The sequence below is a fragment of the Streptomyces melanogenes genome (genome assembly GCF_014649795.1).
GTDB lineage: Bacteria > Actinomycetota > Actinomycetes > Streptomycetales > Streptomycetaceae > Streptomyces > Streptomyces noboritoensis.
Window position 1 is genome coordinate 478,090 of the sequence record NZ_BMTS01000001.1, and the last position, 22,124, is coordinate 500,213.

General features: G+C 72.6%; 21 protein-coding genes. 8 read left to right on the plus strand and 13 right to left on the minus strand.

The annotated features are described in order from the left end of the window. Positions 1-68: 68 nt before the first annotated feature. Entirely contained in the window at positions 69-1,430 is a 1,362-nt protein-coding gene (locus IE252_RS02140) for an FAD-dependent oxidoreductase (protein ID WP_190087476.1), read from the minus strand. Between the two features lie 237 nt (positions 1,431-1,667). On the opposite strand from IE252_RS02140, the gene IE252_RS02145 reads away from it, so the two are divergent. Then, entirely contained in the window at positions 1,668-1,964 is a 297-nt protein-coding gene (locus IE252_RS02145) for a DUF4031 domain-containing protein (RefSeq protein WP_229847854.1), read from the plus strand. A 33-nt stretch (positions 1,965-1,997) separates the two neighbouring features. Here the strand turns inward: IE252_RS02145 and IE252_RS02150 are convergent, their stop codons facing one another. Together IE252_RS02150 and IE252_RS02155 are read right to left on the minus strand one after the other, a co-directional pair. Continuing rightward, positions 1,998-3,269, minus strand: a complete 1,272-nt coding sequence (locus tag IE252_RS02150; protein WP_190087478.1) for an MFS transporter — start codon at positions 3,267-3,269, stop codon at positions 1,998-2,000. 56 nt (positions 3,270-3,325) lie between these two features. Further along, positions 3,326-3,832, minus strand: coding sequence for a mycothiol transferase (locus IE252_RS02155; RefSeq protein WP_190087479.1), 507 nt, complete (start codon positions 3,830-3,832; stop codon positions 3,326-3,328). Between the two features lie 261 nt (positions 3,833-4,093). Here IE252_RS02155 and IE252_RS02160 point away from each other — a divergent pair, with 261 nt between their 5' ends. Further along, complete coding sequence (locus IE252_RS02160) at positions 4,094-4,951, plus strand: arylamine N-acetyltransferase family protein (RefSeq protein ID WP_229847855.1); 858 nt, start codon at positions 4,094-4,096, stop codon at positions 4,949-4,951. Between the two features lie 111 nt (positions 4,952-5,062). On the opposite strand, the gene IE252_RS02165 is transcribed toward IE252_RS02160, so the two are convergent. After that, positions 5,063-5,467, minus strand: a complete 405-nt coding sequence (locus IE252_RS02165) for a DUF5997 family protein (protein ID WP_190087481.1) — start codon at positions 5,465-5,467, stop codon at positions 5,063-5,065. A gap of 58 nt (positions 5,468-5,525) precedes the next feature. On the opposite strand from IE252_RS02165, the gene IE252_RS02170 reads away from it, so the two are divergent. Continuing rightward, positions 5,526-6,314 carry a LysR family substrate-binding domain-containing protein gene (locus IE252_RS02170; RefSeq protein ID WP_190087482.1) on the plus strand — a complete coding sequence of 263 codons (789 nt, stop codon included), beginning with the start codon at positions 5,526-5,528 and terminating at the stop codon, positions 6,312-6,314. Positions 6,315-6,326: 12 nt separating this feature from the next. Here IE252_RS02170 and IE252_RS02175 read toward each other — a convergent pair whose 3' ends face one another. From IE252_RS02175 to IE252_RS02185, 3 genes are all read right to left on the minus strand, one after another. Continuing rightward, the gene (locus IE252_RS02175) at positions 6,327-6,989 is read right to left on the minus strand and encodes a histone deacetylase (RefSeq protein WP_190087483.1); all 663 of its coding nucleotides are present in this window, start codon (positions 6,987-6,989) and stop codon (positions 6,327-6,329) included. Continuing rightward, complete coding sequence (locus IE252_RS02180; protein ID WP_190087484.1) at positions 6,986-7,492, minus strand: GNAT family N-acetyltransferase; 507 nt, start codon at positions 7,490-7,492, stop codon at positions 6,986-6,988. The genes IE252_RS02175 and IE252_RS02180 overlap by 4 nt, the downstream gene beginning before the upstream one ends. Before the next feature lie 119 nt (positions 7,493-7,611). After that, positions 7,612-8,436 carry an alpha/beta fold hydrolase gene (locus IE252_RS02185; RefSeq protein ID WP_190087485.1) on the minus strand — a complete coding sequence of 275 codons (825 nt, stop codon included), beginning with the start codon at positions 8,434-8,436 and terminating at the stop codon, positions 7,612-7,614. 138 nt (positions 8,437-8,574) lie between these two features. Between IE252_RS02185 and IE252_RS02190 the strand changes: the two genes are divergently transcribed. Both IE252_RS02190 and IE252_RS02195 read left to right on the plus strand, forming a co-directional pair. After that, complete coding sequence (locus tag IE252_RS02190) at positions 8,575-9,429, plus strand: helix-turn-helix transcriptional regulator (RefSeq protein WP_190087486.1); 855 nt, start codon at positions 8,575-8,577, stop codon at positions 9,427-9,429. Between the two features lie 79 nt (positions 9,430-9,508). Further along, positions 9,509-10,720 (plus strand): aromatic acid exporter family protein, encoded by a 1,212-nt coding sequence (locus IE252_RS02195; protein ID WP_190087487.1) that lies wholly within the window; start codon positions 9,509-9,511, stop codon positions 10,718-10,720. A 12-nt stretch (positions 10,721-10,732) separates the two neighbouring features. Here IE252_RS02195 and IE252_RS02200 read toward each other — a convergent pair whose 3' ends face one another. Beyond that, positions 10,733-11,542, minus strand: coding sequence for a peptidoglycan-binding protein (locus IE252_RS02200; RefSeq protein WP_229847857.1), 810 nt, complete (start codon positions 11,540-11,542; stop codon positions 10,733-10,735). Positions 11,543-11,759: 217 nt separating this feature from the next. Here IE252_RS02200 and IE252_RS02205 point away from each other — a divergent pair, with 217 nt between their 5' ends. Further along, the gene (locus tag IE252_RS02205) at positions 11,760-12,542 is read left to right on the plus strand and encodes a hypothetical protein (protein ID WP_190087489.1); all 783 of its coding nucleotides are present in this window, start codon (positions 11,760-11,762) and stop codon (positions 12,540-12,542) included. Here the strand turns inward: IE252_RS02205 and IE252_RS02210 are convergent. After that, complete coding sequence (locus IE252_RS02210; protein WP_190087490.1) at positions 12,528-14,576, minus strand: tetratricopeptide repeat protein; 2,049 nt, start codon at positions 14,574-14,576, stop codon at positions 12,528-12,530. The genes IE252_RS02205 and IE252_RS02210 overlap by 15 nt on opposite strands. A 31-nt stretch (positions 14,577-14,607) precedes the next feature. Continuing rightward, positions 14,608-15,840 (minus strand): hypothetical protein, encoded by a 1,233-nt coding sequence (locus IE252_RS02215; protein WP_190087491.1) that lies wholly within the window; start codon positions 15,838-15,840, stop codon positions 14,608-14,610. Positions 15,841-16,603: 763 nt separating this feature from the next. Between IE252_RS02215 and fusA the strand changes: the two genes are divergently transcribed. Then, positions 16,604-18,691 carry an elongation factor G gene (gene fusA, locus IE252_RS02220; protein ID WP_190087492.1) on the plus strand — a complete coding sequence of 696 codons (2,088 nt, stop codon included), beginning with the start codon at positions 16,604-16,606 and terminating at the stop codon, positions 18,689-18,691. Positions 18,692-18,744: 53 nt separating this feature from the next. Here the strand turns inward: fusA and IE252_RS02225 are convergent, their stop codons facing one another. After that, the gene (locus IE252_RS02225; protein ID WP_229847859.1) at positions 18,745-19,407 is read right to left on the minus strand and encodes a peptidylprolyl isomerase; all 663 of its coding nucleotides are present in this window, start codon (positions 19,405-19,407) and stop codon (positions 18,745-18,747) included. Positions 19,408-19,520: 113 nt separating this feature from the next. Continuing rightward, the gene (locus IE252_RS02230; protein ID WP_190087494.1) at positions 19,521-20,135 is read right to left on the minus strand and encodes a TetR family transcriptional regulator; all 615 of its coding nucleotides are present in this window, start codon (positions 20,133-20,135) and stop codon (positions 19,521-19,523) included. A gap of 80 nt (positions 20,136-20,215) precedes the next feature. On the opposite strand from IE252_RS02230, the gene IE252_RS02235 reads away from it, so the two are divergent. Continuing rightward, the gene (locus IE252_RS02235; RefSeq protein WP_190087495.1) at positions 20,216-21,172 is read left to right on the plus strand and encodes an oxidoreductase; all 957 of its coding nucleotides are present in this window, start codon (positions 20,216-20,218) and stop codon (positions 21,170-21,172) included. A gap of 3 nt (positions 21,173-21,175) precedes the next feature. Here IE252_RS02235 and IE252_RS02240 read toward each other — a convergent pair whose 3' ends face one another. After that, positions 21,176-22,114 (minus strand): AraC family transcriptional regulator, encoded by a 939-nt coding sequence (locus tag IE252_RS02240; RefSeq protein WP_190087496.1) that lies wholly within the window; start codon positions 22,112-22,114, stop codon positions 21,176-21,178. Between the last annotated feature and the right edge of the window lie 10 nt (positions 22,115-22,124).

The window sequence follows — 22,124 nt, forward strand, 5'->3', positions numbered from 1 at the left end:
CGTGCCGTGAACAGCATCGGCCCCCGCCTCTTACGGCGGGGGCCGACCCGTGTGCCCAGGACGCGTGACTACGCGCCGCTGGCCCTCAGCATGTCCTCGCGCTCCACGATCTTGACGCGCTCGCGGCCCTGCGGCTCGCCCAGCGCCTTCTCGGCCGCGTCCAGGCGGTGCCAGCCCTCCCAGGTCGTCCAGCGCACCCCGCGCTCGGCGAGGAAGGCGTCGACCGCCTCCGGCTCCGGCGCGGACGGGGTGCGCAGCCGGCCCCGGGCGTGGTCGTCCAAGAGGTTGGCGACGGTCTCGTTGGCGTCGCCCTTGGTGTGGCCGATCAGGCCGACCGGGCCGCGCCGGATCCAGCCGGTGACATACGTGGAGGGGAGGTGCTGCCCGGCCTCGACGACCCGGCCGCCCTCGTTGGGGACCGTGCCCGACTCGACGTCCCAGGGCAGCTTGGGCAGCTCGTCGGAGAGGTAGCCCACGGCCCGGTAGACGCCCTGGACGTCCCAGTCGTGGAACTCGCCGGTGCCCTCGACGTTGCCGGAGCCGTCGAGCCGGGTGCGCTCGGTGCGCAGGCCGACGACCGTGCCGTCCTCGCCGAGGATCTCGGTGGGCGACTCGAAGAAGTGCAGGAACAGCTTGTGCGGGCGCTCGCCCACGTCGCGGATCGCCCAGTTCTCCAGGGTCTTGGCGACCATGTCCGCCTGCTTGTTGGAGCGGCGGGTGGCGATCGAGCCCTCGTCGTAGTCGATGTCCTCGGGGTCGACGATGACCTCGATGGTGGGGGAGTGGTCCAGCTCGCGCAGCTCCATCGGGCTGAACTTCGCCTGGGCGGGGCCGCGCCGGCCGAAGACGTGGATCTCGCGCGCCCGGTTGGCCTTCAGGCCGTCGTAGACGTTCTGCGGGATCTCGGTGGGCAGCAGCTCGTCGGCGGTCTTGGCGAGGATGCGGGCCACGTCGAGGGCGACGTTGCCGACGCCGAGGACGGCGACCTTGTCCGCGTGCAGCGGCCAGGTGCGCGGCACGTCCGGGTGGCCGTCGTACCAGGACACGAAGTCGGCGGCGCCGTACGAGCCGTCCAGCTCGATGCCGGGGATGTCGAGCGCCCGGTCGGCGTCGGCGCCGGTCGAGAAGATCACCGCGTCGTAGAACTCGTGGAGCTCGTCGAGGCTGATGTCGCCGGGGTAGTCCACGTTGCCGAAGAGCCGGATCTGCGGTTTGTCGAGCACCTGGTGCAGGGCGGTGACGATGCCCTTGATGCGGGGGTGGTCGGGAGCGACGCCGTAGCGGATCAGTCCGAAGGGCGCGGGCATCTTCTCGAAGAGGTCGATCGAGACACCGGGGTCGGCGGCGGCCGCGGACTTCAGCAGCGCGTCCGCGGCGTAGATCCCGGCGGGGCCTGCGCCCACGATGGCTGTCCGCAGGGGGCGGGGCATGAGTGTTTCCCTTCGACCGACAAACGAAATGGCTCGTCGGACACCCTAAGCTTAGGTAAACCTAAGTGAGTACCCGCCCCCTGTTTATGACCTCATAAGCCAACCTTATGACATCCCAAAGTCATGGTGATGGGCAGGGTGGCAGACGACGCAAAACGGTCGCCGCGGCGGGGTGTCCCGGGCCCGCTCCGGGGCAAGGGAGAATACAAAGCCTCAGCAGGAGTGGGAGGTTGCCCCTTGACCGTCTACGTGGACGACGTGAAGGACTACGGCGCTCTCGCGCGACGACGAGGTCTGCCGTCCGCGCACTGGTGCCATATGACGGCCGACACCGAGGACGAACTGCACGCATTCGCGGCCGCCCTCGGCATGCGGCGCGCCTGGTACCAGCGCAAGGGCCCGCACGACCACCGGTGGCACTACGACATCACCCCGCCGACCCGCGCCCAGGCCGTCCGGCTGGGCGCCCGCGAGGTGGACCGGCGGTTCATGGGCAACCTGATGATCAGCCGCAGCGACGACGTCCGGGTCTGACCCGGCAGGGTGCGACGGCCCCGGCGCACCGGGCTACGGGGTCGCGCTCCGCGCCGGCTCGGCCGCCCGCCGGACCGGGGCGGTGATGGCGGGGTGCTTCCGGCGCGTCGCGAAGCCGTGCCGGACCAGGGCCGCCCCCGTCAGCAGCGCCACCAGAGCGCACACCGCGGGCCAGCCGAACGCGGCGTACGCCCGCGCCCCGGTCCACGAGCCGACGCTTCCGCCGATGTAACCGCAGGTCATGTACGCGGTGTTGAGCCTGCTGCGGGCCTCGGGGCGCAGTGCGTAGAACCGCACCTGGTTGGCGACCATGCCGGACTGCATACCGAGGTCGAGCAGCAGCGTGCCGACCACCAGCGCGCCCATGCCGAGCGCCCCGCCGAGGCCGCCGAACGCCAGGACGGCGGCCGCCGCCAGGACGCCGAGCAGGCTGACGAGGTTGACCGCGTCGGGCCCCCGGCGGTCCGTCTGCCGTCCGGCGAACGGGGTGCAGAGCATCGTCGCCGCGTTGACCAGGGCGAGCGCCCCGACCGCCCGCGCGCCCATGCCGTACGCGGAGCTCGTCAGCAGCAGGGCGACGCCCGTCCAGACCGCCGAGAAGCCGCCGAACACCATGGCCTGGTAGAAGCAGGACCGCCGCAGCTCGGGCTCGGCGCGCAGCAGCCGCAGCGGCTCGGCGAGCAGCGCCGGATACCGCTGCCGCGACGGCGGCGACGTCCTCGGCAGCACGCGCCACAGCAGCACCGCGGTGATCAGGGCGAGCACGGCGGCGATCAGATACGGCGCCCGCCACCCCAGCCACTCCCCGACGGTCCCGCCGAGCGTCCGGGAGAGCAGCATCCCGCCGATGGACCCGCTCAGCAGGGTCCCGCTGACCGCCCCGCGCCGGTCCTCGGCCACCAGGCCGACCGCCAGCGGCCCCGCGATCGGGGCGATCACCGTGGTGATGCCGATCAGGGCGCTCGCCCCGACCAGCGGCCCGAGCGCCGGTGCGGCCCCCGCGGCGAGCAGCCCGAGCCCGGTGAGGCCGAGCAGCGTGACGATCAGCGACCGGTGCGGGAACCGGTCCCCGAGCGGCACCAGCAGGAATATCCCCGCCGCGTACCCGAACTGCGCCGCAGTCACCGTGAGGGCGGCCGCGTCCGGGGAGACGCCCAGCGCGGCGGCGACCGTGGGGCTGATCGCCTGCGGGAAGTAGACGTTGCCCACGGCAACGCCGCAGGTGATGGCCAGGAGGAGGATCACCCGGCGGCTCACCCGGGCCCCGTCGGGTACGGCGGAACGGCCTGCGCTGGGATCACTCATGTGCGCATGTTCACGTCACGAGCGGGCCCTTGCCAACCGAATTACCGGACGGCCCGTCAGCGCCGGGAGAGCACACCCCGTACGAACGCGGCCTGCCCGGCGTGCTGGAGGTCGTCCGAGACGACGCTGATCAGCCGGACGGCGAGGGTGACCGGCGGGTTCCACGACGTGTCGACGACCCGGGCGAGCGCCTTGCCGTCGAGCCCCGCCAGACAGGCGACGGTCTGCGCGTGGACGGCGTCGTGGTAGCCGGTCAGTTGCTCGGCGGAGGCGCCGACCGAGGCGACCTGGGCGGAGGTGTGTCCGTAACCGGTGTCCGCGTCCGCCAGCGGCAGCCCGAACCGCCGCGCCCACCCCTGCCCGGTCCACACCTGTTCGAGCCCGGCCGCGTCCGCGATGTGGTCGTCCTGGATCCTGGTCAGATGCCAGACCAGCCAGGCGATGGAGTTGCCCGAGCCGTCGACGCGGAACGCCAACTCCTCGGTGCTCAGGCCTTCGACGGCCTCCGCGACCGTTTCGCGGATCCTGCCGAACGCGTCGACGAGGAGATCGGAACTGCTCACGGTGGCCAACGTAGTGCACGGGCCAGCGTGCGCGCCGGTTCGTGGCGGGGCCCGCGTGGGAGTGTCGTGAGCCTTCCCGGACCGTCCTGCGCCTGAGGTCCTAGGGCCAAAAGGTGAGGTCAGCACCGTCTTCGAGTAGAGGTCCCGGCACCTCACGCGGCGTAGGCTCGACCTCGTAACGGATGATCGTTGTGAAGCCGACGAGGTGTTGACACCATGCGTACGGATACACCGGCGCGGGGGTCCGGAAGAGGGGGAGCCGTGAGCGAGGCAGGGAACGACGGACGCGGCTGGTCGGGCGACCGGCTGGACCTGGACGCCTATCTGGCACGTATCGGGTACGAGGGCGAGCGCACGCCGACACTCGGTGTCCTGCGCGCGCTGCAGCGGGCGCACGTGACCTCGATCCCGTTCGAGAACGGCAACGCGGTGCTGGGCAAGCCGGTGGCGCTGGACCTGGAGACGGTTCAGGACAGGCTCGTGCGGGGCAGTCGCGGCGGGTACTGCTACGAGCACGTCGTGCTGTTCGCGAGCGCGCTGGAGCGCCTGGGCTTCGCGTTCACCGGCCTCATCGGGCGCGTGACGCTCCGCAACCCCAAGATCCTCCCCGCCACCCACGCCCTGATCGCGGTGCGCCCGGCCGACGACGACCGGCTGTGGCTGTGCGACGTGGGATTCGGCAGCGGGCCGCTGGAGCCCATCGAGATCGCCGACGGCGTCGAGGTGGACTTCGACGGCTGGAAGTACCGCGTGGAGCGCAGGGACGGGGTGCTCGGCATCGACGAGTGGTGGCTGCACCAGCGCGGCGAGGACGGCTGGCTGGACCGGCACACCTTCACGCTGCTCCCGCAGTACCCCATCGACTACGCGGTCGGCAGCCACTTCGTGAGCACCCACAGCCGCTCGCCGTTCACGGCCCGCCTGTTCACGCAGAAGTTCAGCGCCACCCACCACCATCGGCTCGACGGGGCCACGTGGACGACGTTCCGCCCCGACGGCTCCTCCACCGAGCGCAAGATCGAACCGGCCGAGCTGGAGCGCGTACTGGCGGAGGAGTTCGAGATCGTCGTCGAGAAGGACGAACTCGTCCAGCTGGAGCAGGGTCTCGCCCCGGCCTGACGCGCCGGGGGGCCTGCCGCAGGGCAGGAAAAAGCCGGTGATCCTCGCGGTGGCGAAGATCACCGGCAGTGTCCGGGACCGGGTCCCGGACGGTGATGCCCGTGGGGAAGCTCAGGCGCGCTTGTCCTTGGACTCCTCGGCGCGCTGGGCGTTCTTCTCCTTGATGCGCACCGCTTCCTTGCGCACCTCGGCCTGGGTGGCGCGCTCCTTCTGTAGCCACTCCGGGTTCTCCTGCTTCAGCGCGTCGATCTGCTCGGTGGTGAGCGCCTCCGTGACACCGCCGCGGGCCAGGCCCGCGATGGAGACACCGAGCTTCGCCGCGACCACCGGCCGGGGGTGCGGGCCGGTGCGGCGCAGCTCCTGGAGCCACTGGGGCGGGTCGGCCTGGAGCGCGTTCAGCTCGGTGCGCGAGACGACACCCTCCTGGAACTCTGCGGGGGTGGCCTCGAGGTACACACCCAGCTTCTTCGCCGCGGTCGCGGGCTTCATGGTCTGGGCGGTCTGGTGCGACGTCATGGGGTCAAGAGTATCGAGCGTGTGCGCCACCTCCGACCATCACCGGTAACCTGGCGGAGTGACAGGCTCGGAAGCAACCCCCTCGTTCCGGCTCGCCTACGTCCCGGGCGTGACACCCACCAAGTGGGTGCGGATCTGGAACGAGCGGCTGCCCGACATCCCGCTGACCCTGGTCGCGGTCTCGGCCGCGGAGGCGTTCGGCGTGCTGCGCGGCGGCGACGCCGACGCCGCTTTCGTACGGCTGCCGGTCGACGCGGCCGACCTCAGCGCCATCCCGCTGTACACGGAGACGACCGTGGTCGTGGTCCCCAAGGACCACGCGATCACCGCGGTCGAGGAGGTGTCCGCCGAGGACCTGGCCGACGAGACCGTGCTGCACCCCCTCGACGACACCCTCGACTGGGAGCGTCCGCCCGGGCAGCCCGCGTTCGAGCGCCCCGCCACGACGGCCGACGCCGTCGAGCTGGTGGCGGCGGGCATCGGCGTGCTCGTCGTCCCGCAGTCGCTGGCCCGGCTGCACCACCGCAAGGACCTCACCTACCGGCCGGTGACGGGCACCCCGGAGTCGCGGGTCGCCCTGTCGTGGCCCGAGGAGCGGACCACCGACATGGTCGAGGACTTCATCGGGATCGTCCGCGGCCGTACCGTCAACAGCTCCCGTGGCCGCGCGCAGACCCCGGCCAAGACCAAGGCCGAGCCGAAGGCCAAGCGGCCCGACGCGTCCGCCGCCCGCCGCAAGCCCGCCGCGGGCAAGCCGGCAGGCAAGAACCAGCGGACCGGCTCCGGCGCCTCCAAGGGCGGTTCGAAGGGCGGCGGTGCCAAGCGCGGCAAGCCGCGCGGCCGCTAGGCCCCTCACCGCTTACGGGGCCAGCAGCTCCCGTACCGCCTGCTCGGACCAGTGGGGATGCGCCCCGGGGCGGGAGGCGACGTACGCGGCGACCGCGTCCGTGTCCCACGCCCCGGCCTCAAGGAGGCCCGAGGCCAGATGGCGCAGATACGCGGCGGACGGCACCGTCGACAGGACGTCACCCACTCTCCACGGCGCCGTGAAGGTGAGCAGGGGCAGGCCGTCCACCTGCCCCGCGCAGACGAGGGTTTCGTAGCGGCCGTCGCCGAGCGTCACCCGCCCGCGCGTCAGGACCTCGGTCAGATCGAGGTCGGCGCCCGGCTCGCGGTACATCTCCTGCGCGGCGATGTCGGCGAACTGGGAGGCCGACACCAGGTGGGCGCGCGCCAGGACGCGGCCCTCGGTGTCCGGGTCGTAGAAGGCCCGGCCGCCGCCCCAGACCGGCGACCGGGTCGCGAAGTACATGACCCCGGGGAGCTCCACGGGGATCGACGCGGTCGGCAGGCTGCGGTCCCGGCAGCCGGGGTAGTCGCGGGTCCCCCCGGCCGGGCGTCCGCCGGTGAGGTAGCAGGCGAGCCGGTCCAGGAGCATGTTCGAGCCGTACGAGGTGTACCAGACCCGCTGCGGAGCCGGGTCGGCCGGCGGCCCCTGCTCGATGGCGCGCGTGGCGCTCATGGGCGCCGCCGTCCCGCCGTGTCGTCCAGGCTCCGCTCGAAGCGGAGGCCGGGGCGGCCGTCCAGCTCGATCTCCCCGCAGGGGACGAATCCGGTACGGGCCAGGACGGCTTGCGAGGCGGTGTTGTCGAGGGTCGTCGACGCCCGCAGCCCGGTCAGGCCGTACTCCGACGCGGCCAGGGCGCAGACCTCGCGGACGCTCGCCGTGGCCAGTCCGCGCCCGGCGGCGCTCTCGGCGATGCGGTAGCCGAGTTCGGCCGAACCGTCCGCCACGTCGACCAGGTTGACCCGCCCCAGCACCTCGCCACCGCCGTCCACCAGTACGTGGAAGTGGCACAGCCCCGTCGCCTGTTCGGCCAGCAGCGCGGCGTGGCGCGCGTCGAAGTGGGCGAAGTAGTGGTCGCCCCGGTCGGGGACCGACGCCGCGAAGTAGGCGCGGTTCTGCCGCTCGAACTCGAGGAGTGCCGGAGCGTGGTCGAGGTGCAGGCGCTGGAGCTGAGGCATGGTCCGCATGCTACGCAACGGGCGCGGTGGCGGCGGAGATTTACGGCTGCGCCCGGCCCCCTTCCCCTTCGCGGCGCGGGCCGCGCCCTGCCACGACGTCCTGGCGTCGGAGGCCGCCGTCACGGGGCGAGCGTGAAGTCACGCACCAGCTCGACGAATTCGTCCTCCTTCTCGAAGAACGCCACGTGCCCCGCGTCGATTTCGGCGTACGTGCTGCCCGCGATCGCGGTGTGCAGGGCGCGGCTGTTCTCGACGGGGATGGTGATGTCCTGGGTGCAGCCGATGACCAGGGTCCTGGCCTGGATGCGGGGCAGGTGGTCGCGGATGTCGATCCGGCTGTCGAGGTCGACGTGGCGCAGGGTGCCGGGCGTGGGCGGCATGTTGGGGATGAGGAGCTCGACCTGCTCGCGCCCGATGGCGTTGAGGAAGCCCCGGCTGAAGCCAGTCATGGCGACGGCGCGCCCGAAGGCGGCCGGGTCGGACGTGCCGAGCTGCCCCCACAGGGTGAACAGGTTGCGCAGGTACTCGTCGCCGTCGGTGTGGGCCCAGCCCGCGACCAGGACCAGTCGGCGGACGAGGTCGGGGCGCAGGGCGGCGACGGCGGCGGAGACCGGGGCGCCCATCGAGAAGCCGAGCAGGTCGACCGGGCCGACGGCGGCGTCCTCGATGACGGCGATGACCTGCGCGGCCAGGCCTTCCACGGTCAGCGGCGCACCCCCGTCCGTGGTGCGCTCGCTGCCGGACAGGTCGGGCGTGATGACGGTGTGGCCCGAGGTGAAACGGGGCGCGGTCCGGCCCCAGTTGACCGCGGCGCCACCCGAGCCGGTGCCGTGGACCAGGACGAGGGCGGGGCCCGATCCGGCGCGCTCGTAGTGGACCCGGGCGTCGGCGACGGTCACGGTCGCGGAGGTGGCGGCGGGGGTGAGGACGGAGGTGGTGGACATGGGTTTCTCCTTGGTGTGGTTGCCGGGGTCGTTCGCTCCGGCTGTGCCCACACTGCCGCCCTGGCGCCAGGGGTGGCAGAGACCGCCCGGACCCGGGGACCGGGAGTCCCTGGCTGGGGCGCCGGGGCATCCGGCAGGATGATCCTCATGACGATCGACCGCCGTGAGCTCGCCGACTTCCTCCGCCGTTCGCGTGAGCGGGTGAGCCCGCAGGACGCGGGGCTCGCCGAGGGCTCCCGGCGCCGCACCCCGGGGCTGCGGCGCGAGGAGGTGGCCCAGCTCGCGGGCATGTCGACCGACTACTACACCCGCCTGGAACAGGCCCGCGGACCGCAGCCCTCGCCCCAGATACTCGCCGCGCTCGCCCGCGCCCTGCGGCTCAGCGACGACGAGCGCGACCACCTCCACCTCCTGGCCGGACAGCGCCCGCCCGCCGTGCGCAGCAGGGACGACGAGGTCGGCGCGAGCCTGCTGCACCTACTCGACCGCCTCCCCGGCACCGCGGCCCAGGTCCTCAGCGACCTGGGCGACGTGCTGGCCCAGAACGACCTGGCCCGCGCCCTGCTCGGCGGGGTGTGCACGGTCTCCGAACACGGGCGCAACGTGGTCTGGCGCTGGTTCGCCGACCCGGCGGCGCGGGCCGCGTACCCGGCCGAGGAGCACGCGCACTACAGCCGGTTGCACGTCGCGGACCTGCGGGCCGCCGTGGGCCGCCGGGCGGGGGACCCGGCGGCGGCTCGGCTGGTGGAGCGGCTGCGCGGCGCCAGCGAGGAGTTCACGGCCCTGTGGGAGCTGCACGAGGTAGCCGTCCGCCGGCACAGCCGGATGCGCGTGCTGCACCCGGTGATCGGTCCCCTCGACCTCGACTGCCAGGTGCTCCTCGCCCCCGAGGGCAACCAGCGGCTCGTCCTGCTCACCCCGCCGCCCGGCACGGACGCGGCCGACCGCCTCGCCCTGCTCCCGGCCGCCGGACAGGAGCGGCTGGTCGGGTGATTCGGCGCGCCGCGCCGTGGATGCGGCGGGCGGCGGGACATCAGTGGAGTGGGAGCCGCCGAGAGGGAAGGTGCGGGAGGTGCCCGAGTTCACTGATCCCCTCGTCCATCTGGCGCGCCGCCGCCGGGAACCCGCGGTGGCGCAGACCCTGCGCTCCACGGCCGCCGCCGTCATCTCGTACGTGGTGGCGCTCCACCTCAGCAGCGAACCCGCGCCCCTCACCGCCCCGCTGACCGCCCTGCTCGTCGTCCAGGTCACCCTCTACACCACGCTGGTCACCGGGGTGCGGCGGGTGAACTCCGTGGTGGCCGGTGTGCTGCTCGCCATCGGATTCAGCGCCCTGGTGGGGCTGACCTGGTGGAGCCTGGGGCTGATCATCCTGGCCGCGCTGGTGGTCGGACGCTTCGTCAAGGCCGGGGAGTTCGTCCCCGAGGTCGCGATCAGCGCGATGCTCGTGCTCGGGGTGACCCGGGTGTCCGCGACCGCGTGGGACCGCGTACTGGAGACGCTGATCGGCGCGGGCGTCGGCATGCTGTTCAACGTGCTGTTCGTGCCGCCGGTGTGGGTGGAGTCCGCGGGCGAGGCCATCGAGGAGCTCGCCGCCCGGATGCGCAAACTCCTCCTCGACCTCGCGGAGGAGGTCGGCGGCCACACCCCGGTCGCACGGGCGGCGGCCCGTCTCCACGAGGCCCGCCGGCTCGACCACGACATCGTGCAGGTGGACGCCTCGCTGCGGCAGGCCGAGGACAGCCTGCGGTTCAACCCCCGGGTCAAGGAGGGCCTGCTGTCGCGGGTGGCGCTGCGCACCGGGCTCGATGCCCTGGAGATCTCGGCGGTGGTGCTGCGGGTGGTGTGCCGTTCGCTCACCGACCTCGCCAAGGAGCGCACCGAGGAGCACCTCTTCGAGCAGGAGACCGGCATCGCCCTGCGGGACGTCTTCGAGCACCTCGCCCGGGCCGTGGAGAGCTTCGCCGTACTGATCACCACGCAGGTCAGGGCCAACGCCGAGGAGGCGGAGAACCGCTTCGCGGCCGAACTGGCGGCCGCCCGCGCCAGCCGTGACCGGGTCGCCCTGTTGCTGCTCGCCCAGGTCCGGCGCGACCCCCGGCAGTGGCAGCTGCACGGCGCGCTGCTCGCGGAGGTCGACCGGATCCTGGACGAACTCGACGTGGAGAAGCGCTCGCAGCGCCTGGTGGAGGAGCTCGACCGGCACTCCCGCGAGCGCCGCGAGCGCCATCCGCTCCTCACCCGCCTCCAACGCGGCCTGCGCCTGCGGGAGTCGGCGGACTGAAGCCGTGATCCGTCACGTACGCGGTACGCGCAGCTTCGTCCAGGACACCGGTCCCGGCCAGCCGTCGGCGTCGCTGCCCCGGTAGCCGATCTTCCGCTGGAAGTTCGCGTACGACCTGCGGTCGGCGTCGGTCCACTGCGGGCCCGGGCCCTCCTCGTACACCGCCACCCCCTCGGCCACCAGCCTGCGGCCCATCGCGGTCACGACCGGGCTGCGCGGCTCGGAGTGGAACCACTCGGCACCGGGGAACGGCTCCAAACCGTCCGGGTGCGGGATCGGGGCGGGCGGCGGCCACGACGGGTCGGCGGAGTCGATGCCACCGGGGTAGTCCGGGTAGCCGTACCCGTACACCCGGATCGACTTCCGCTCCCGTACGCGCCGGTACACACCGTCGCCCTCGGAGGAGCCGTTCACGTTGGTGTTGCCCTCGATGGTGTAGATGTGCGTGCTGTCGTACCGCTCGACCACGCCCGTGTGCTCGGAGCCGCCTGGGCCGTAGAACACCTGGGCGCCCACCGCCGGATACTCGGAGAAGCGGCCGCGCTCACGGAACCAGGCCACCCCCGTCGCGCACGACGCGGTGCGCGGAAACAGACTGGCGCACCCGGCCCGCATGGCCACCCAGGAGACGAAGGTGGCACACCAGGCCTGCCCCTGCGACCACTTGAGCCCAGGCACCTCGTCGCTGTAGCGCTGGACGTTGTTCCAATGGCCGTTCTCGCGCCCCTCGTGGACACCGACCTGCCCGGCCGCCGTCAGCAGCACCGCGCCGGCACCTGAGTCGACGAGCTGCCCTTCGGGCGATGACGTGACTGTCTTCACTGGATCCATGTGTCCCCCGTATGCGACTGCGCTCGGACGCCTTGCTGCCCGGGCTCAACAACATCAACGGCCGTTGCTCCGGCCGCACTTGAGCGTCGCATCCGCACCGCCGCCCGCCCAGGCGGTGTTCCGCTGAGCGGACCGCACCCGGTCTCTGGCGGTGTGGTGGTGCGCCCGCCTAGCGTGGGCGGACACGTAGACACCATGAGGGGGAACCATGGCAATCCACCGCATCGGGCGGCGGCAGACCCTGCGGGCGGCGCTCGCCGCGACCGTGGTCGCGGGGACCGGGATCGGCGGCATCGGCGGCGCGCGCGCCGCGGAAAGCGGCGGACACCTGCCGCCGGTCCCCGGAATGCGGGGCGACCGCCTCGCCAACGAGTTCTGGTACGTACTCGACGACACCACCCTGTTCCACCGCTCGCAGGAGCTGGACGACGCCTATACGGCGATCAGAACGTACGCGGGCGGGCTTGAGGCGCCGGTCATCCAGGCCTGGGTCACGAGATACAACCAACCCGGCTACCCGGGCACGTTCCGCGACTGGATGGAGCCGATCGCCGAGCAGTTACGCCTGCTCTCGGAGGTCCAGCTCGGTGTCGTGGACCGGTTCTACCGGCGCCGCGACCCCCGGCTCGTCACCGCGTTCGCCGGTTTCGGACAGGGCACGCTGTACGACCCGCGCCGCCCGGAGCCGGCGCTCTCCGTGCACACCATGAACGGGGAGGCCGGCTACCACGCCTGGCACGTGTACGCCCGGGCGATGGCGCTGCTCGGGATCGACCGGCGGCGGTGGGAGGAGATAGGTCCGCTGCTGGGCTTCGCCTGGGCGCTCCAGAGCATCGCCAAACCGTCGACGTCGTCGCCCAACCCCCCGCTGTCTCCCCGTACGGTCGTCGAGCAGGCGGCGTACTGGCTGCCGAGGGGGATCGAGCGCCAGGACGCCGACTTCCAGTCCTATCCGTATCCCGCCGGAACCGGTCCGTCACCCCTCGGCTGACACCCGCTCGCGGCACTCCGACCGGCGCTCCTCCAGCGCCTCGCGGTCGGCGCCGGGCAGCTCCAGGGCGTGGGTGTAGTCGTCCAGGGCCCGCGCCCACTGCCCGGCGCTCTCGTGCACGTATCCGCGGTTGTGGAGGAGGTCGGGGTCCTCGGGCGAGAGCGCGAGCGCCGTCGTCAGGTCCCGCAGGGCCTCTTCGTGGTGGCCGAGGGCGAGGTGGGCGGAGGCGCGGTTGGCGTGCGCCCCGGGGGTTGAAGGATCCACTGCGAGGGCACGGTCGAGGCTGTGCAGGGCCACCTCGGCCGTGCCCAGGGCGAGCAGCGCCGTCCCCTGGACGCAGAGCAGCGACGGGTCGTCGGGGGAGAGGACGAGCCCTTCGCGGGCCAGTTCGGCGGCCTCGGCGGCGCGTTCGTCGTCCAACCACAGCTCCGCGAGGGCGATCCGCGCGTCCGTACGGGTCGGCTCCAGCTCCAGGGCCCGCGCGAACTCGGCCGCCGCGTCGCCCCCGCCCGCCGCGCTGTAGAGGTCGCCCCGGTTGTAGTGCAGCTCGGCGAAGGGCGGACTGATCCGCTCCACCTCCGCGTAGTCCGCCAACGCCGCCTCGAATCGCCCCTGTTGGTGGTGGAGGACGGCCCGGTCGAAGCGGTACTCGGGGTGGTTCGGGTCCTGGGTGACGATCCGCTCGTACTCCTCAAGGGCCTCCTCGCCCCGGCCGAGCCGGGCCAGGAGCTGGGCGCGGTTGTGGTGCAGGACCGACTTGTGCAGGTGGTGGCGGCCGGGCGCCAGACCGTCCTCGACCGCCGCCAGGGCGGTGTCGACCAGGCGCAGCGCCTCGGGCAGATCGCCGAGGTGCATGGTGACGAGCGCCTTCCCGTTGTGCATGAAGGCGGTGTGGAAGGCGCGGTCCTCTGCGTCGGGGAGCTGGTCGATGAACGCGATGGCGGTGTTGATGTGGGCGAGCGCCCGGACGTGGTCCTTGCGGGGCGCGTCGTAGAGCCGGGTGAACAGGACCGAGAGCGCGTAGCTGACGGTGGTGTGCACCTTGGGGTCGGTGGTGCGCGCCAGCACGTCGTAGTACGCGGCCTCCGCCTCGGCCGGGCGGTCCAGGAGCGCCAGACACAGGCCCCGCTGGCGCAGTTGGCGGTAGCGGGTGGACCAGGGCGCGTCCGGACTGAGGAGGTCGTCCATGCGGGTGGTCAGCTCCAGGGCGGCGGTGTAGTACCCCATGCCCAGGCAGTATGCGACGGCGGATTCACAGGCCGCGTGCCCCGCGTCGGGCGAGCTGCCGTGTGCCCGGTGGTACGGGACGGCGCCCAGCCGCCACGACCACACGGGCGATGCCTCCAGCTCGTCGGCGCGGCTGTCGTGGAGTTTGGCACGGGCGGCGGGGTCCAACTGGCGGTAGAGGTCGTCGGGTTCGCCCGTTCCGTCGGTGCCGACGAACTCCCCCCGGTACGTGTCGGGCACGGCCGGGGCCTCGCGGTGCTCGGCGCGGCGGCGCAGCTCGGCGGCCGTGGCGGGGGCGAGGGACGAGCCGGGTGTGTCGTCGTCGGAGCACACCACGATCCGTACGCGCGCGGGGTCCAGTCGGCGCAACGCGATGCCGAGGAACTCCGCGTCCGTCGCGTCGGCCTCGTGGACGTCGTGGAAGACGAGGGTGAGCGGCGGGCCGGGGTGGGCGGCGAGGTGGTCCACCAGGCCGTTGGCGATGCGCCGGGTCCGCTCGTGGCCGTACCAGCGGGTGCGCTCGCCGGGCGGGGCGGCGGAGGTGAGGGTGGGCTCCGGCGCCCCGAGCAGGGCGGAGAGTTCGGGTGCGGCCGCGAGGATCGAGAGCCGGGTGCCGCCGGGCAGCGGGCCCCGCCCGTGGGTGCGCGGCACCAGCAGCCGCATGAGCTCGCCCGCGCCGGTGTACGGGCCGCGCAGCCCGCGGTGGCAGTCCACGCTCACCGGGTCCGGGAAGGGCAGCGCGGCGGCCGCCTCGCGCGCGGCCCGGTTCGGGCCGGTGATCCACAGGTGTGCCGTCGCCTCACGCACGCCGTTTCTCCTTCTGAGCCGATGGGGGCGGTCATCCGGCCCGGTGGCCGGTCTTGCCGGGTGACAGGGCGGTCCGCGCGGCGGCGGCCCGGCGCAGCCGGTCCCGTACCGCTATCCACGCGGCCACACCGAACTGCGTGAACATGATCAGTGCGGCGACCGCCGCGTCCCAGAAGCCGTGGCCGAGGGACCCGGAGGACAGGGCGGAGTGGAAGCGGGTCGCGAAGCCGACCAGGACGGGCAGCGCGGCCGTCGCCGCGAGGACGCACAGCAGCACACTGCCGACGACGAGGAGCGGAACGTACCAGCGCAGCACGGCCAGTTCGCGGTCCGTGGCCCGGGCGGAGACGGCTGCCTCGGCGGTGCGGCGACGGCGGGGGAGCCAGGCGGTCCGCTCGCGCAGATACGCCCGCGCGAGCTCCTGGAGGTCGGGCAGGGCCAGGGTGTGGGCGAACAGGTGGTGCAGATCCGTCTCCAGGAAGAACAGGCACTGCCAGGCCATCCGCATGAGCGCGCCGAAGGCGAGCGCGAGGGCGAGACCGCCCCACACCGTCACCTCGCCGTGCGCCAGCAGATCGGCCTCCGCCGCCAGGATGAGCACCGAGGCGACCAGGGCGTCGGCGAGGAGTCCCGCCAGGACCGGCAGGACGCGCTTGCGCCTCGGCACCCCCATCAGCCCGACCAGGGTGGTCTGGAACACCACGAAGTACAGCCGTCGGCCCAGGCTGAGCCGGCTGGGCAGCCCGAGCCGCCGTCCCGCCAGCACATGGAACGACTCGTGCAGGGCGATGCCGGGGAACTGGCCCAGGAACGAGGCGAGTTCGACCAGAAGTAGTGAGGGCGTGAAGAACACCTTCGACGGGCCGGGGCGCAGCTGGGGGTGGCGGACGGCCACGGCGGCGGCCGCCACGACGAGTACGGCGTACAGGACCCGGGCGGGTGCCGAGAAGACGGCGGTGCCCAGGCGTTGGAGCGGGACGTTCCGAGGGGTGTCGGGTGACGGTCCGGCCTCGTCGTCCCGGCGGACGAACCGCAGCTCGTCGAGGGTGTCGACGAGGTCCTCGATGTCGGCCTCCTCGCCGTACGCGGCGGTGTAACGGCGTGCGGCCTCGGCGATCGTGGCGCCGTCGCGCAGCCAGCCGACCACGGCGGCGGCGTCGGCGGGGAACACCGCGAAGGAGTCGATGTCGAAGCGGCCGATGACGACGTCCTCGCCCTCCTCGACGAAGGTCAGCGGATGGAGTGCGACACGGACGCCTTCCACGGCCCTCCCCTCGCGGAAACGGGCGTGTGCGGCCCGGTGTCGGCGGACCGCACACGCCGTGCCCTGGTGCTCAGCACCACCAGTCGTAGACGGACGTACCGCTCGTCAGCCGGACCGGACCGGTCTTGCGGATTCTGAACTTCTTCATCCCGGTCGTGGGCTGCTTGACCTGCTTCATCGCAACCGTCCTTCGTTCTTGTGGGAGTGGGAGGCCGCCGTGTCCGCACGGGTTGGCCCGTCGGCGTCGTCGTCGCGCTGTGGTGGCCCGCCCCTGTCGAGAGAGTCGTGGTGGATCTGACTGCTCGTCAATGGCCATGGTTGAAACCATGTAGGTGTACGGCGAAGTCGGGCCACCCGGGGGTGCTCCCACCCTCGGGGAAATCCAGTGTCGGCAACCTACCCGCCTCACTACACTCACACCGAAGCGGCCACGGGAACCCGGGCCGCGAGTCGACCAGTTGAGGGGAGCCCGGCATGTGTGAGCACACCGCTGTCGTCGTCTCCCCGTCGCGGTACGACGTGATCCTGGTGTCCACGCCCTCCCGGTGACGGCTGCGCGGCCGCCACCGGATGCCCGCGACGAACTCCTGACCCCTGTCCGCACCTGAGTCATGTGCGGACGGCCTGGTCACGACCTTGATGCCACCTAGGCAGCCCATGCCGCATCAGGGATTTCCCTTGCCCGGATCCAGGATCCGGTCCTCTTCGTCCCGTCGCGGAATCGCGCTGCCCATTTTCGCTTCATCCTGAAAGGCCCCGGGTCGTGCGCACCAACCTCCGAACCCACCCCACCCGTCCGCTGACCGTCATACGGAACCTCGGCATCCTCGCCCACGTCGACGCGGGCAAGACCACCGTCACCGAACGCGTCCTGTACGCGACCGGCGCCACCCACAAACGGGGTGAGGTCCACGACGGCACGACCGTCACCGACTTCGACCCGCAGGAGCGCGACCGCGGCATCACCATCTTCGCCGCGGCCGTGAGCTGCGACTGGGACGGCCACCGGATCAACCTCATCGACACACCGGGCCACGTCGACTTCTCCGACGAGGTGGAACGCTCGCTGCGCGTGCTCGACGGCGCCGTCGCGGTGTTCGACGCGGTCGCGGGCGTCGAGCCGCAGAGCGAGTCGGTGTGGCGGCAGGCCGACCGGCACCGGGTGCCCCGGATCGCGTTCGTGAACAAACTGGACCGCGCCGGGGCCGACCTGGACACGGCGGTCGCGTCGATCCGCGACCGGCTGCGCACGGTCCCGCTGGTCGTCCAACTGCCGATCGGCCGCGAGGACGGCTTCACCGGCGTCGTGGATCTGGTCCGTATGCGTGCGCTCGTCTGGGGCGCGGGCGGCGAGGCGTACCAGGAGGGCCCGGTCCCCGAAGACCTTCGCGAGGAGGCCGGGCGGCGCCGACGGCTGCTCGAAGAAGCGGTGGCGGAGCTCCACCCGGTCGCCCTGGAGGAGTTCTGCGCCGGGGTGGCCCTGAGGGACGCGACCTTGGCGGCGGCACTGCGCGACCTCACCCATGGCGGCGAGGGCGTGGTCGTGCTGTGCGGCTCGGCCTACCGCAACCGCGGGATCGAGCCGCTGCTCGACGCCGTGGTGGCCTACCTTCCGTCCCCGCTGGACGTGCCCGCCGTACGGGGCACCCTGGACGGGGAGGTACGGGAGCGGGCCGCCGACCCGGCCGCGCCCTTCGCCGGTCTGGTCTTCAAGGTGACCGCGACCGCCACGGGCCGCCTCACCTACGTACGGGTGTACGCCGGAACCGTCGAGAAGGGGGACACCGTGCTGGACGCCACGGCCGGGCGCACCGAGCGCATCGGGCGGATCCTGCGCGTACAGGCCGACCGGAACACCGAGGTGGACCGGGCGGTGGCCGGGGACATCGTCGCCGTGATCGGGCCCAAGTCGGCCCGCGCCGGGGCCACGCTGTGCGCACCGGACGCGCCGCTCGTCTTCGAACCGCCGTCCGTCGCGACCCCGGTCGTGTCGGTGGCGGTCGAGGCCCGCAGGAGCCTCGACACGGACCGGCTGGCCTCGGCGCTGGCCCAACTGGTCGAGGAGGACCCCTCGTTGGTGGTGCGGACCGATGCCGAGACCGGGCAGACGGTGCTGTCCGGGATGGGCGAGCTGCATCTGGAGGTGGCGGTGGAGAAGATCCGCCGCGCCCAGGGCATCGAGCTCAACGTCGGACAGCCGCAGGTCGCCTATCGCGAGACGGTCGCCCGCGGGGTGTCCGGACTGCTGTACCGGCACGTCAAACAGGAAGGAGGAGCAGGTCAGTTCGCCCATGTCGTGCTCGACGTGGAGCCGTTGGACGCGGCCGCCGAGGCCGCTGACGGTTTCGTGTTCCGTTCGGCCGTCACCGGTGGCCGGGTGCCGCAGGAGTACGTGCACGCGGTCGAGGCCGGGTGCCGGGACGCGCTGGCCGAGGGCCCCCTCGGCGGCCACCCGGTGACCGGGCTGCGAGTCACGCTGGCCGACGGCGCCACCCACTCCAAGGACTCCTCGGAGATGGCGTTCCGCACGGCGGGCCGTTTCGCGCTGCGCGAGGCCCTGCGGGCGAGCGCGATGGCGCTCCTGGAGCCGGTCATCGAGGTCACCGTCACGGTGCCGGACAGCGCGGTGGGCGCGGTCCTCGGTGATCTGGCGGCCCGGCGCGGCCGGGTCTCGGGGTCGACCGCCCGGGCGGGCACCGCGGTGGTCACCGCGACCGTGCCACTGGCCGACCTGTTCGGCTACGCGTCCCGGCTGCGCGGTCGCACCCAGGGCCGGGGCACCTTCACCACGCGGCCCGCGGGTTACGCCCCGGTCCCGGTCGGCGTTGCGGACGCCCTGCTGACCCGGTAGTGCCCGCACGATGGCCCCGCCCCCCACCCGCGGAAGGCGGGGCCATCCCCGTGCTACCGGTTCTTGATCTGTACGCGCTTGATGTTCACCGGCAGCGTCGGGAACCCGTCACCGGGGCCGTTCTGGTCGTCCTCGCCGCCCGCGGCGATCTTCTGGAGCACGTCGAGACCGGCCGTGACCTTCCCGAACGGTGTGTAGGCCGGGGAGAGTTTGGTGTCCTTCCAGACGAAGAAGAACTGGCTGCCGTTGGTGTTCGGCCCGGCGTTGGCCATCGCCACCGTCCCCGCCGGATAGGTGGCACCCGTGAGGTTCTCGTCGGGGAAGGAGTAGCCGGGGCCGCCGCTCCCGGTGCCGGTCGGGTCGCCGCACTGGAGCACAAAGATCCGGGCCGTGGTCAGCCGGTGGCAGTGCGAGCGGTTGAAGTAGTCCCGCTGGGCGAGGAACTTGAAGGAGTACGTGGTGCAGGGGGCCTTGTCCGTGAGCGCCTGGAAGGTGATGGCGCCCTGGCCGGTGCGGAGGGTGGCGCTGTAGGGCTTGGCGGCCTTGACCGGGTCGAAGACCGGTATCCCCTTGAAGTTGTCCGCGGGCACGGCCGGCGTGTACGTGCAGGCGGTCGCGGCCCCGGGGGCGGCAGGGGCGGCGGCTGCGGCCTGCGTCGCCGCGCCGAGGGGCAGCAGGGCGGCAGCGGCGAGCAGGGCGTACGGCTTACGGAGCACGAGACGGGTCCCTTTCGGATCGACACCGGACGGGTGTGTCATGGCCGCCTCATCCTGCCCGCTGCGGCGCACGCCATGCCAGGGGTCGGGGAGGACCGCCCGTGGCCCGGTGGCTACTTCCGTACGACCGTGTCCAGCGCCGGGGCGATCACGACGAAGGCCCGCTGGATCAGCTCGGCCGGGTCCTCGCCGCCGTCGCTGTCGCTCCACCGCCGCAGTACCACGTCGAAGGCGGTCAACGTCATACCGGCGGCAAGCGGCGGATACAGGTCGGTGTCGGGGTCGAGCCCGAGGCGGTGTGCCAGCTCCGCCGTCAGGTCGTCGCGCCACTGGGCCTGGTGCTCCAGGAAGCGCGCGTTCAGGGCGGGGGTGCGCAGGATCAACTGGACCACGCGCAGGGCCCGGTCGGCGTGGCCCGCGCACTCGTCCAGCGGTACGGAGACGGCATGCCGCAGCGCCACGGAAGGGAGTTCCCCGGCGGCGCGGGCCGCGAGTTCCGCGCGGATGCCGGTGCCCATGTCGGCCAGGAACTGGACGACCACGTCCTCCTTGGACGCGAAGTACCGGAAGAACGTGCGCTTGGAGACGCCCGCCGAGGTGGCGATCTCGTCGATGGTGACCGCGTCGAACCCCTTCGACGCCAGCAGTTGGAGCGCCGCTTCGGTCAGCTCGTTCGCGACGAGCTGACGTTTGCGCTGGGCCAGGCTGACTTCGGGACGGGTGCTCACCCGGCCATGGTAACGCCATGCCGCGTGTGTCACTCAGTAGCGTCTTGACACCGAGTGCCATGAACGGCAGCGTATGCCATATGACGCAGAAGCAGCGCTGGACCACCGAGCAGATCCCCGACCAGACCGGCCGGGTGTTCGTCGTCACCGGAGCCAACAGCGGCCTCGGCCTCGCCACCACCCGGGCGCTGGCCCGCCGGGGCGGGCAAGTGATCCTGGCCGTACGGGACGTGGAGAAGGGGCGGGCGGCGGTCGCGCGGATCGCCGCCGAGCAGCCGGACGCGCAGGTGGAGGTGCGCCGACTCGACCTGGCCGACCTGGACTCGGTCCGAGCCTTCGCGCTGCGGGTGCGGGCCGACCACGCGCGGCTGGACGTGCTCGTCAACAACGCGGGGGTGATGGCGCCGCCCCGCTCGCTCAGCGCACAGGGCCACGAGCTGCAGTTCGCCTGCAACCACCTCGGCCACTTCGCCCTCACCGGGTTGCTGCTCGACCTGCTGGCCGCCGGGCGCGATCCCCGTGTGGTGACGGTGAGTTCGGTCAACCACCGCAAAGGCCGCATCCGGTTCGACGACCTCGCCGGGGAGCGCGGCTACTCGCCCATGGTGTTCTACGACCAGTCGAAGCTCGCCAACGCCGTGTTCGGGCACGAACTCCAGCGGCGTCTCGCCGAGGCGGGCAGCCCGGTGCGCAGCGTGCTCGCCCACCCCGGGTACACGGCCACCAACCTCCAGACGAGCGCGCCCGTCGGCCTGGTGAAGCTGCTGTTCGGCCGCATCCTCACCCCGCTCGCCCAGCGCCCGGACCAGGGCTCGCTGCCCCAGCTGTACGCGGCGACCGCGCCGGACGTGCGGGGCGGTGAGTTCATCGGGCCTGACGGTAGGGGCGAGCTGCGCGGCGGACCCACCCGGGTGGAGCTGTCCGCCGAGGCGGCCTCCGCCGAGACCGGGCGCCGGCTGTGGGAGGTGTCGGAGCAACTGACCGACGTATGGTTCCCGTTCGCGGCGGCCGGTGTCCCAACGGGTGGCAACGACTAGTGATCAGGCCGCCCTGGTCTGACGGCGGTACCCGCCGGGAGCCACACCGTACTCGCGCTTGAACGCCTTGGCGAAGGCGAACTCCGAGCCGTAACCGGTGCGCGCCGCGACCGAGGTGAGCGGGGCGTCGGTCTCGCGCAGCAGTCGCGCGGCCGTCGTCATGCGCCAGCGCGTCAGATACGCCATCGGCGGCTCGCCGACCAGCGTGGCGAACCGCCGGGCGAACGCGGCCCGGGACAGACCGGCGCGCTCGGCCAGCGACTCCACCGTCCACGGGGCCGACGGGTCCTCGTGGATGGCCGACAGGGCCGGTGCCACCGCCGAGTCGCCCAGGGCCGCCGCCCAGCCCCGGGCCGCGGCCGGAGGCTGCTCCTCCAGCCAGGCCCGCAGGATGTAGAGCAGCAGCGAGTCGATCAGCGTGGGCACGATGCCGTCCGAGCCGATCCGCGGGTTCTCCAGCTCCGAGCCGAGGAGCTGGACTGCGGCGCTCAGTTCGGGGTGGCGGCCGTGCCGCGTCTGCAGGTGGATCACCTCGGGCAACTGGTGCACCAGCGGGTGCGCGCGGCCCTGGTCGAGGTGGTAGTTGCCGCAGAGCAGGCTCGTTTCGGGGCCCTCGCCGCCGACCGTGACCGAGCCGATCGGCGAACCCCCGTCGCACTGCTCGGCCTTGGCCTCCTCGGCCACGGTGGCGGGGTGGTCGGCGAGGATGTGGCCCCGCCCGTCGCGCAGGAACACCACGTCGCCGGGGTTCAGCGGGATCGGCTTGAGGTGCGGCGGCGCGTCCTCCAGGGGGACCAGCCAGCAGGTCCCGTACAGCACCACGTGGAACCCGGCGCCCGCGACCGCCGGCAGTCGCAGGCCCCAGGGGGCGCGGCCGTTGGTCCGTACGGACGCCGGGTGCCCCGTGCGCATCGAGGCCAGCGCCTCGGTGAGGATGTCCATCCGGCCTCGC

Bases quoted from the DNA above. Each gene is read 5' to 3' on its own strand.
- IE252_RS02140 (WP_190087476.1), bottom strand. From the start codon at position 1,430: ATGCCCCGCCCCCTGCGGACAGCCATCGTGGGCGCAGGCCCCGCCGGG.
- IE252_RS02150 (WP_190087478.1), bottom strand. From the start codon at position 3,269: ATGAGTGATCCCAGCGCAGGCCGTTCCGCCGTACCCGACGGGGCCCGG.
- IE252_RS02165 (WP_190087481.1), bottom strand. From the start codon at position 5,467: ATGACGTCGCACCAGACCGCCCAGACCATGAAGCCCGCGACCGCGGCG.
- IE252_RS02175 (WP_190087483.1), bottom strand. From the start codon at position 6,989: ATGAGCGCCACGCGCGCCATCGAGCAGGGGCCGCCGGCCGACCCGGCT.
- IE252_RS02180 (WP_190087484.1), bottom strand. From the start codon at position 7,492: ATGCCTCAGCTCCAGCGCCTGCACCTCGACCACGCTCCGGCACTCCTC.
- IE252_RS02185 (WP_190087485.1), bottom strand. From the start codon at position 8,436: ATGTCCACCACCTCCGTCCTCACCCCCGCCGCCACCTCCGCGACCGTG.
- IE252_RS02190 (WP_190087486.1), top strand. From the start codon at position 8,575: ATGATCCTCATGACGATCGACCGCCGTGAGCTCGCCGACTTCCTCCGC.
- IE252_RS02205 (WP_190087489.1), top strand. From the start codon at position 11,760: ATGGCAATCCACCGCATCGGGCGGCGGCAGACCCTGCGGGCGGCGCTC.
- IE252_RS02235 (WP_190087495.1), top strand. From the start codon at position 20,216: ATGACGCAGAAGCAGCGCTGGACCACCGAGCAGATCCCCGACCAGACC.
- IE252_RS02240 (WP_190087496.1), bottom strand. From the start codon at position 22,114: ATGGACATCCTCACCGAGGCGCTGGCCTCGATGCGCACGGGGCACCCG.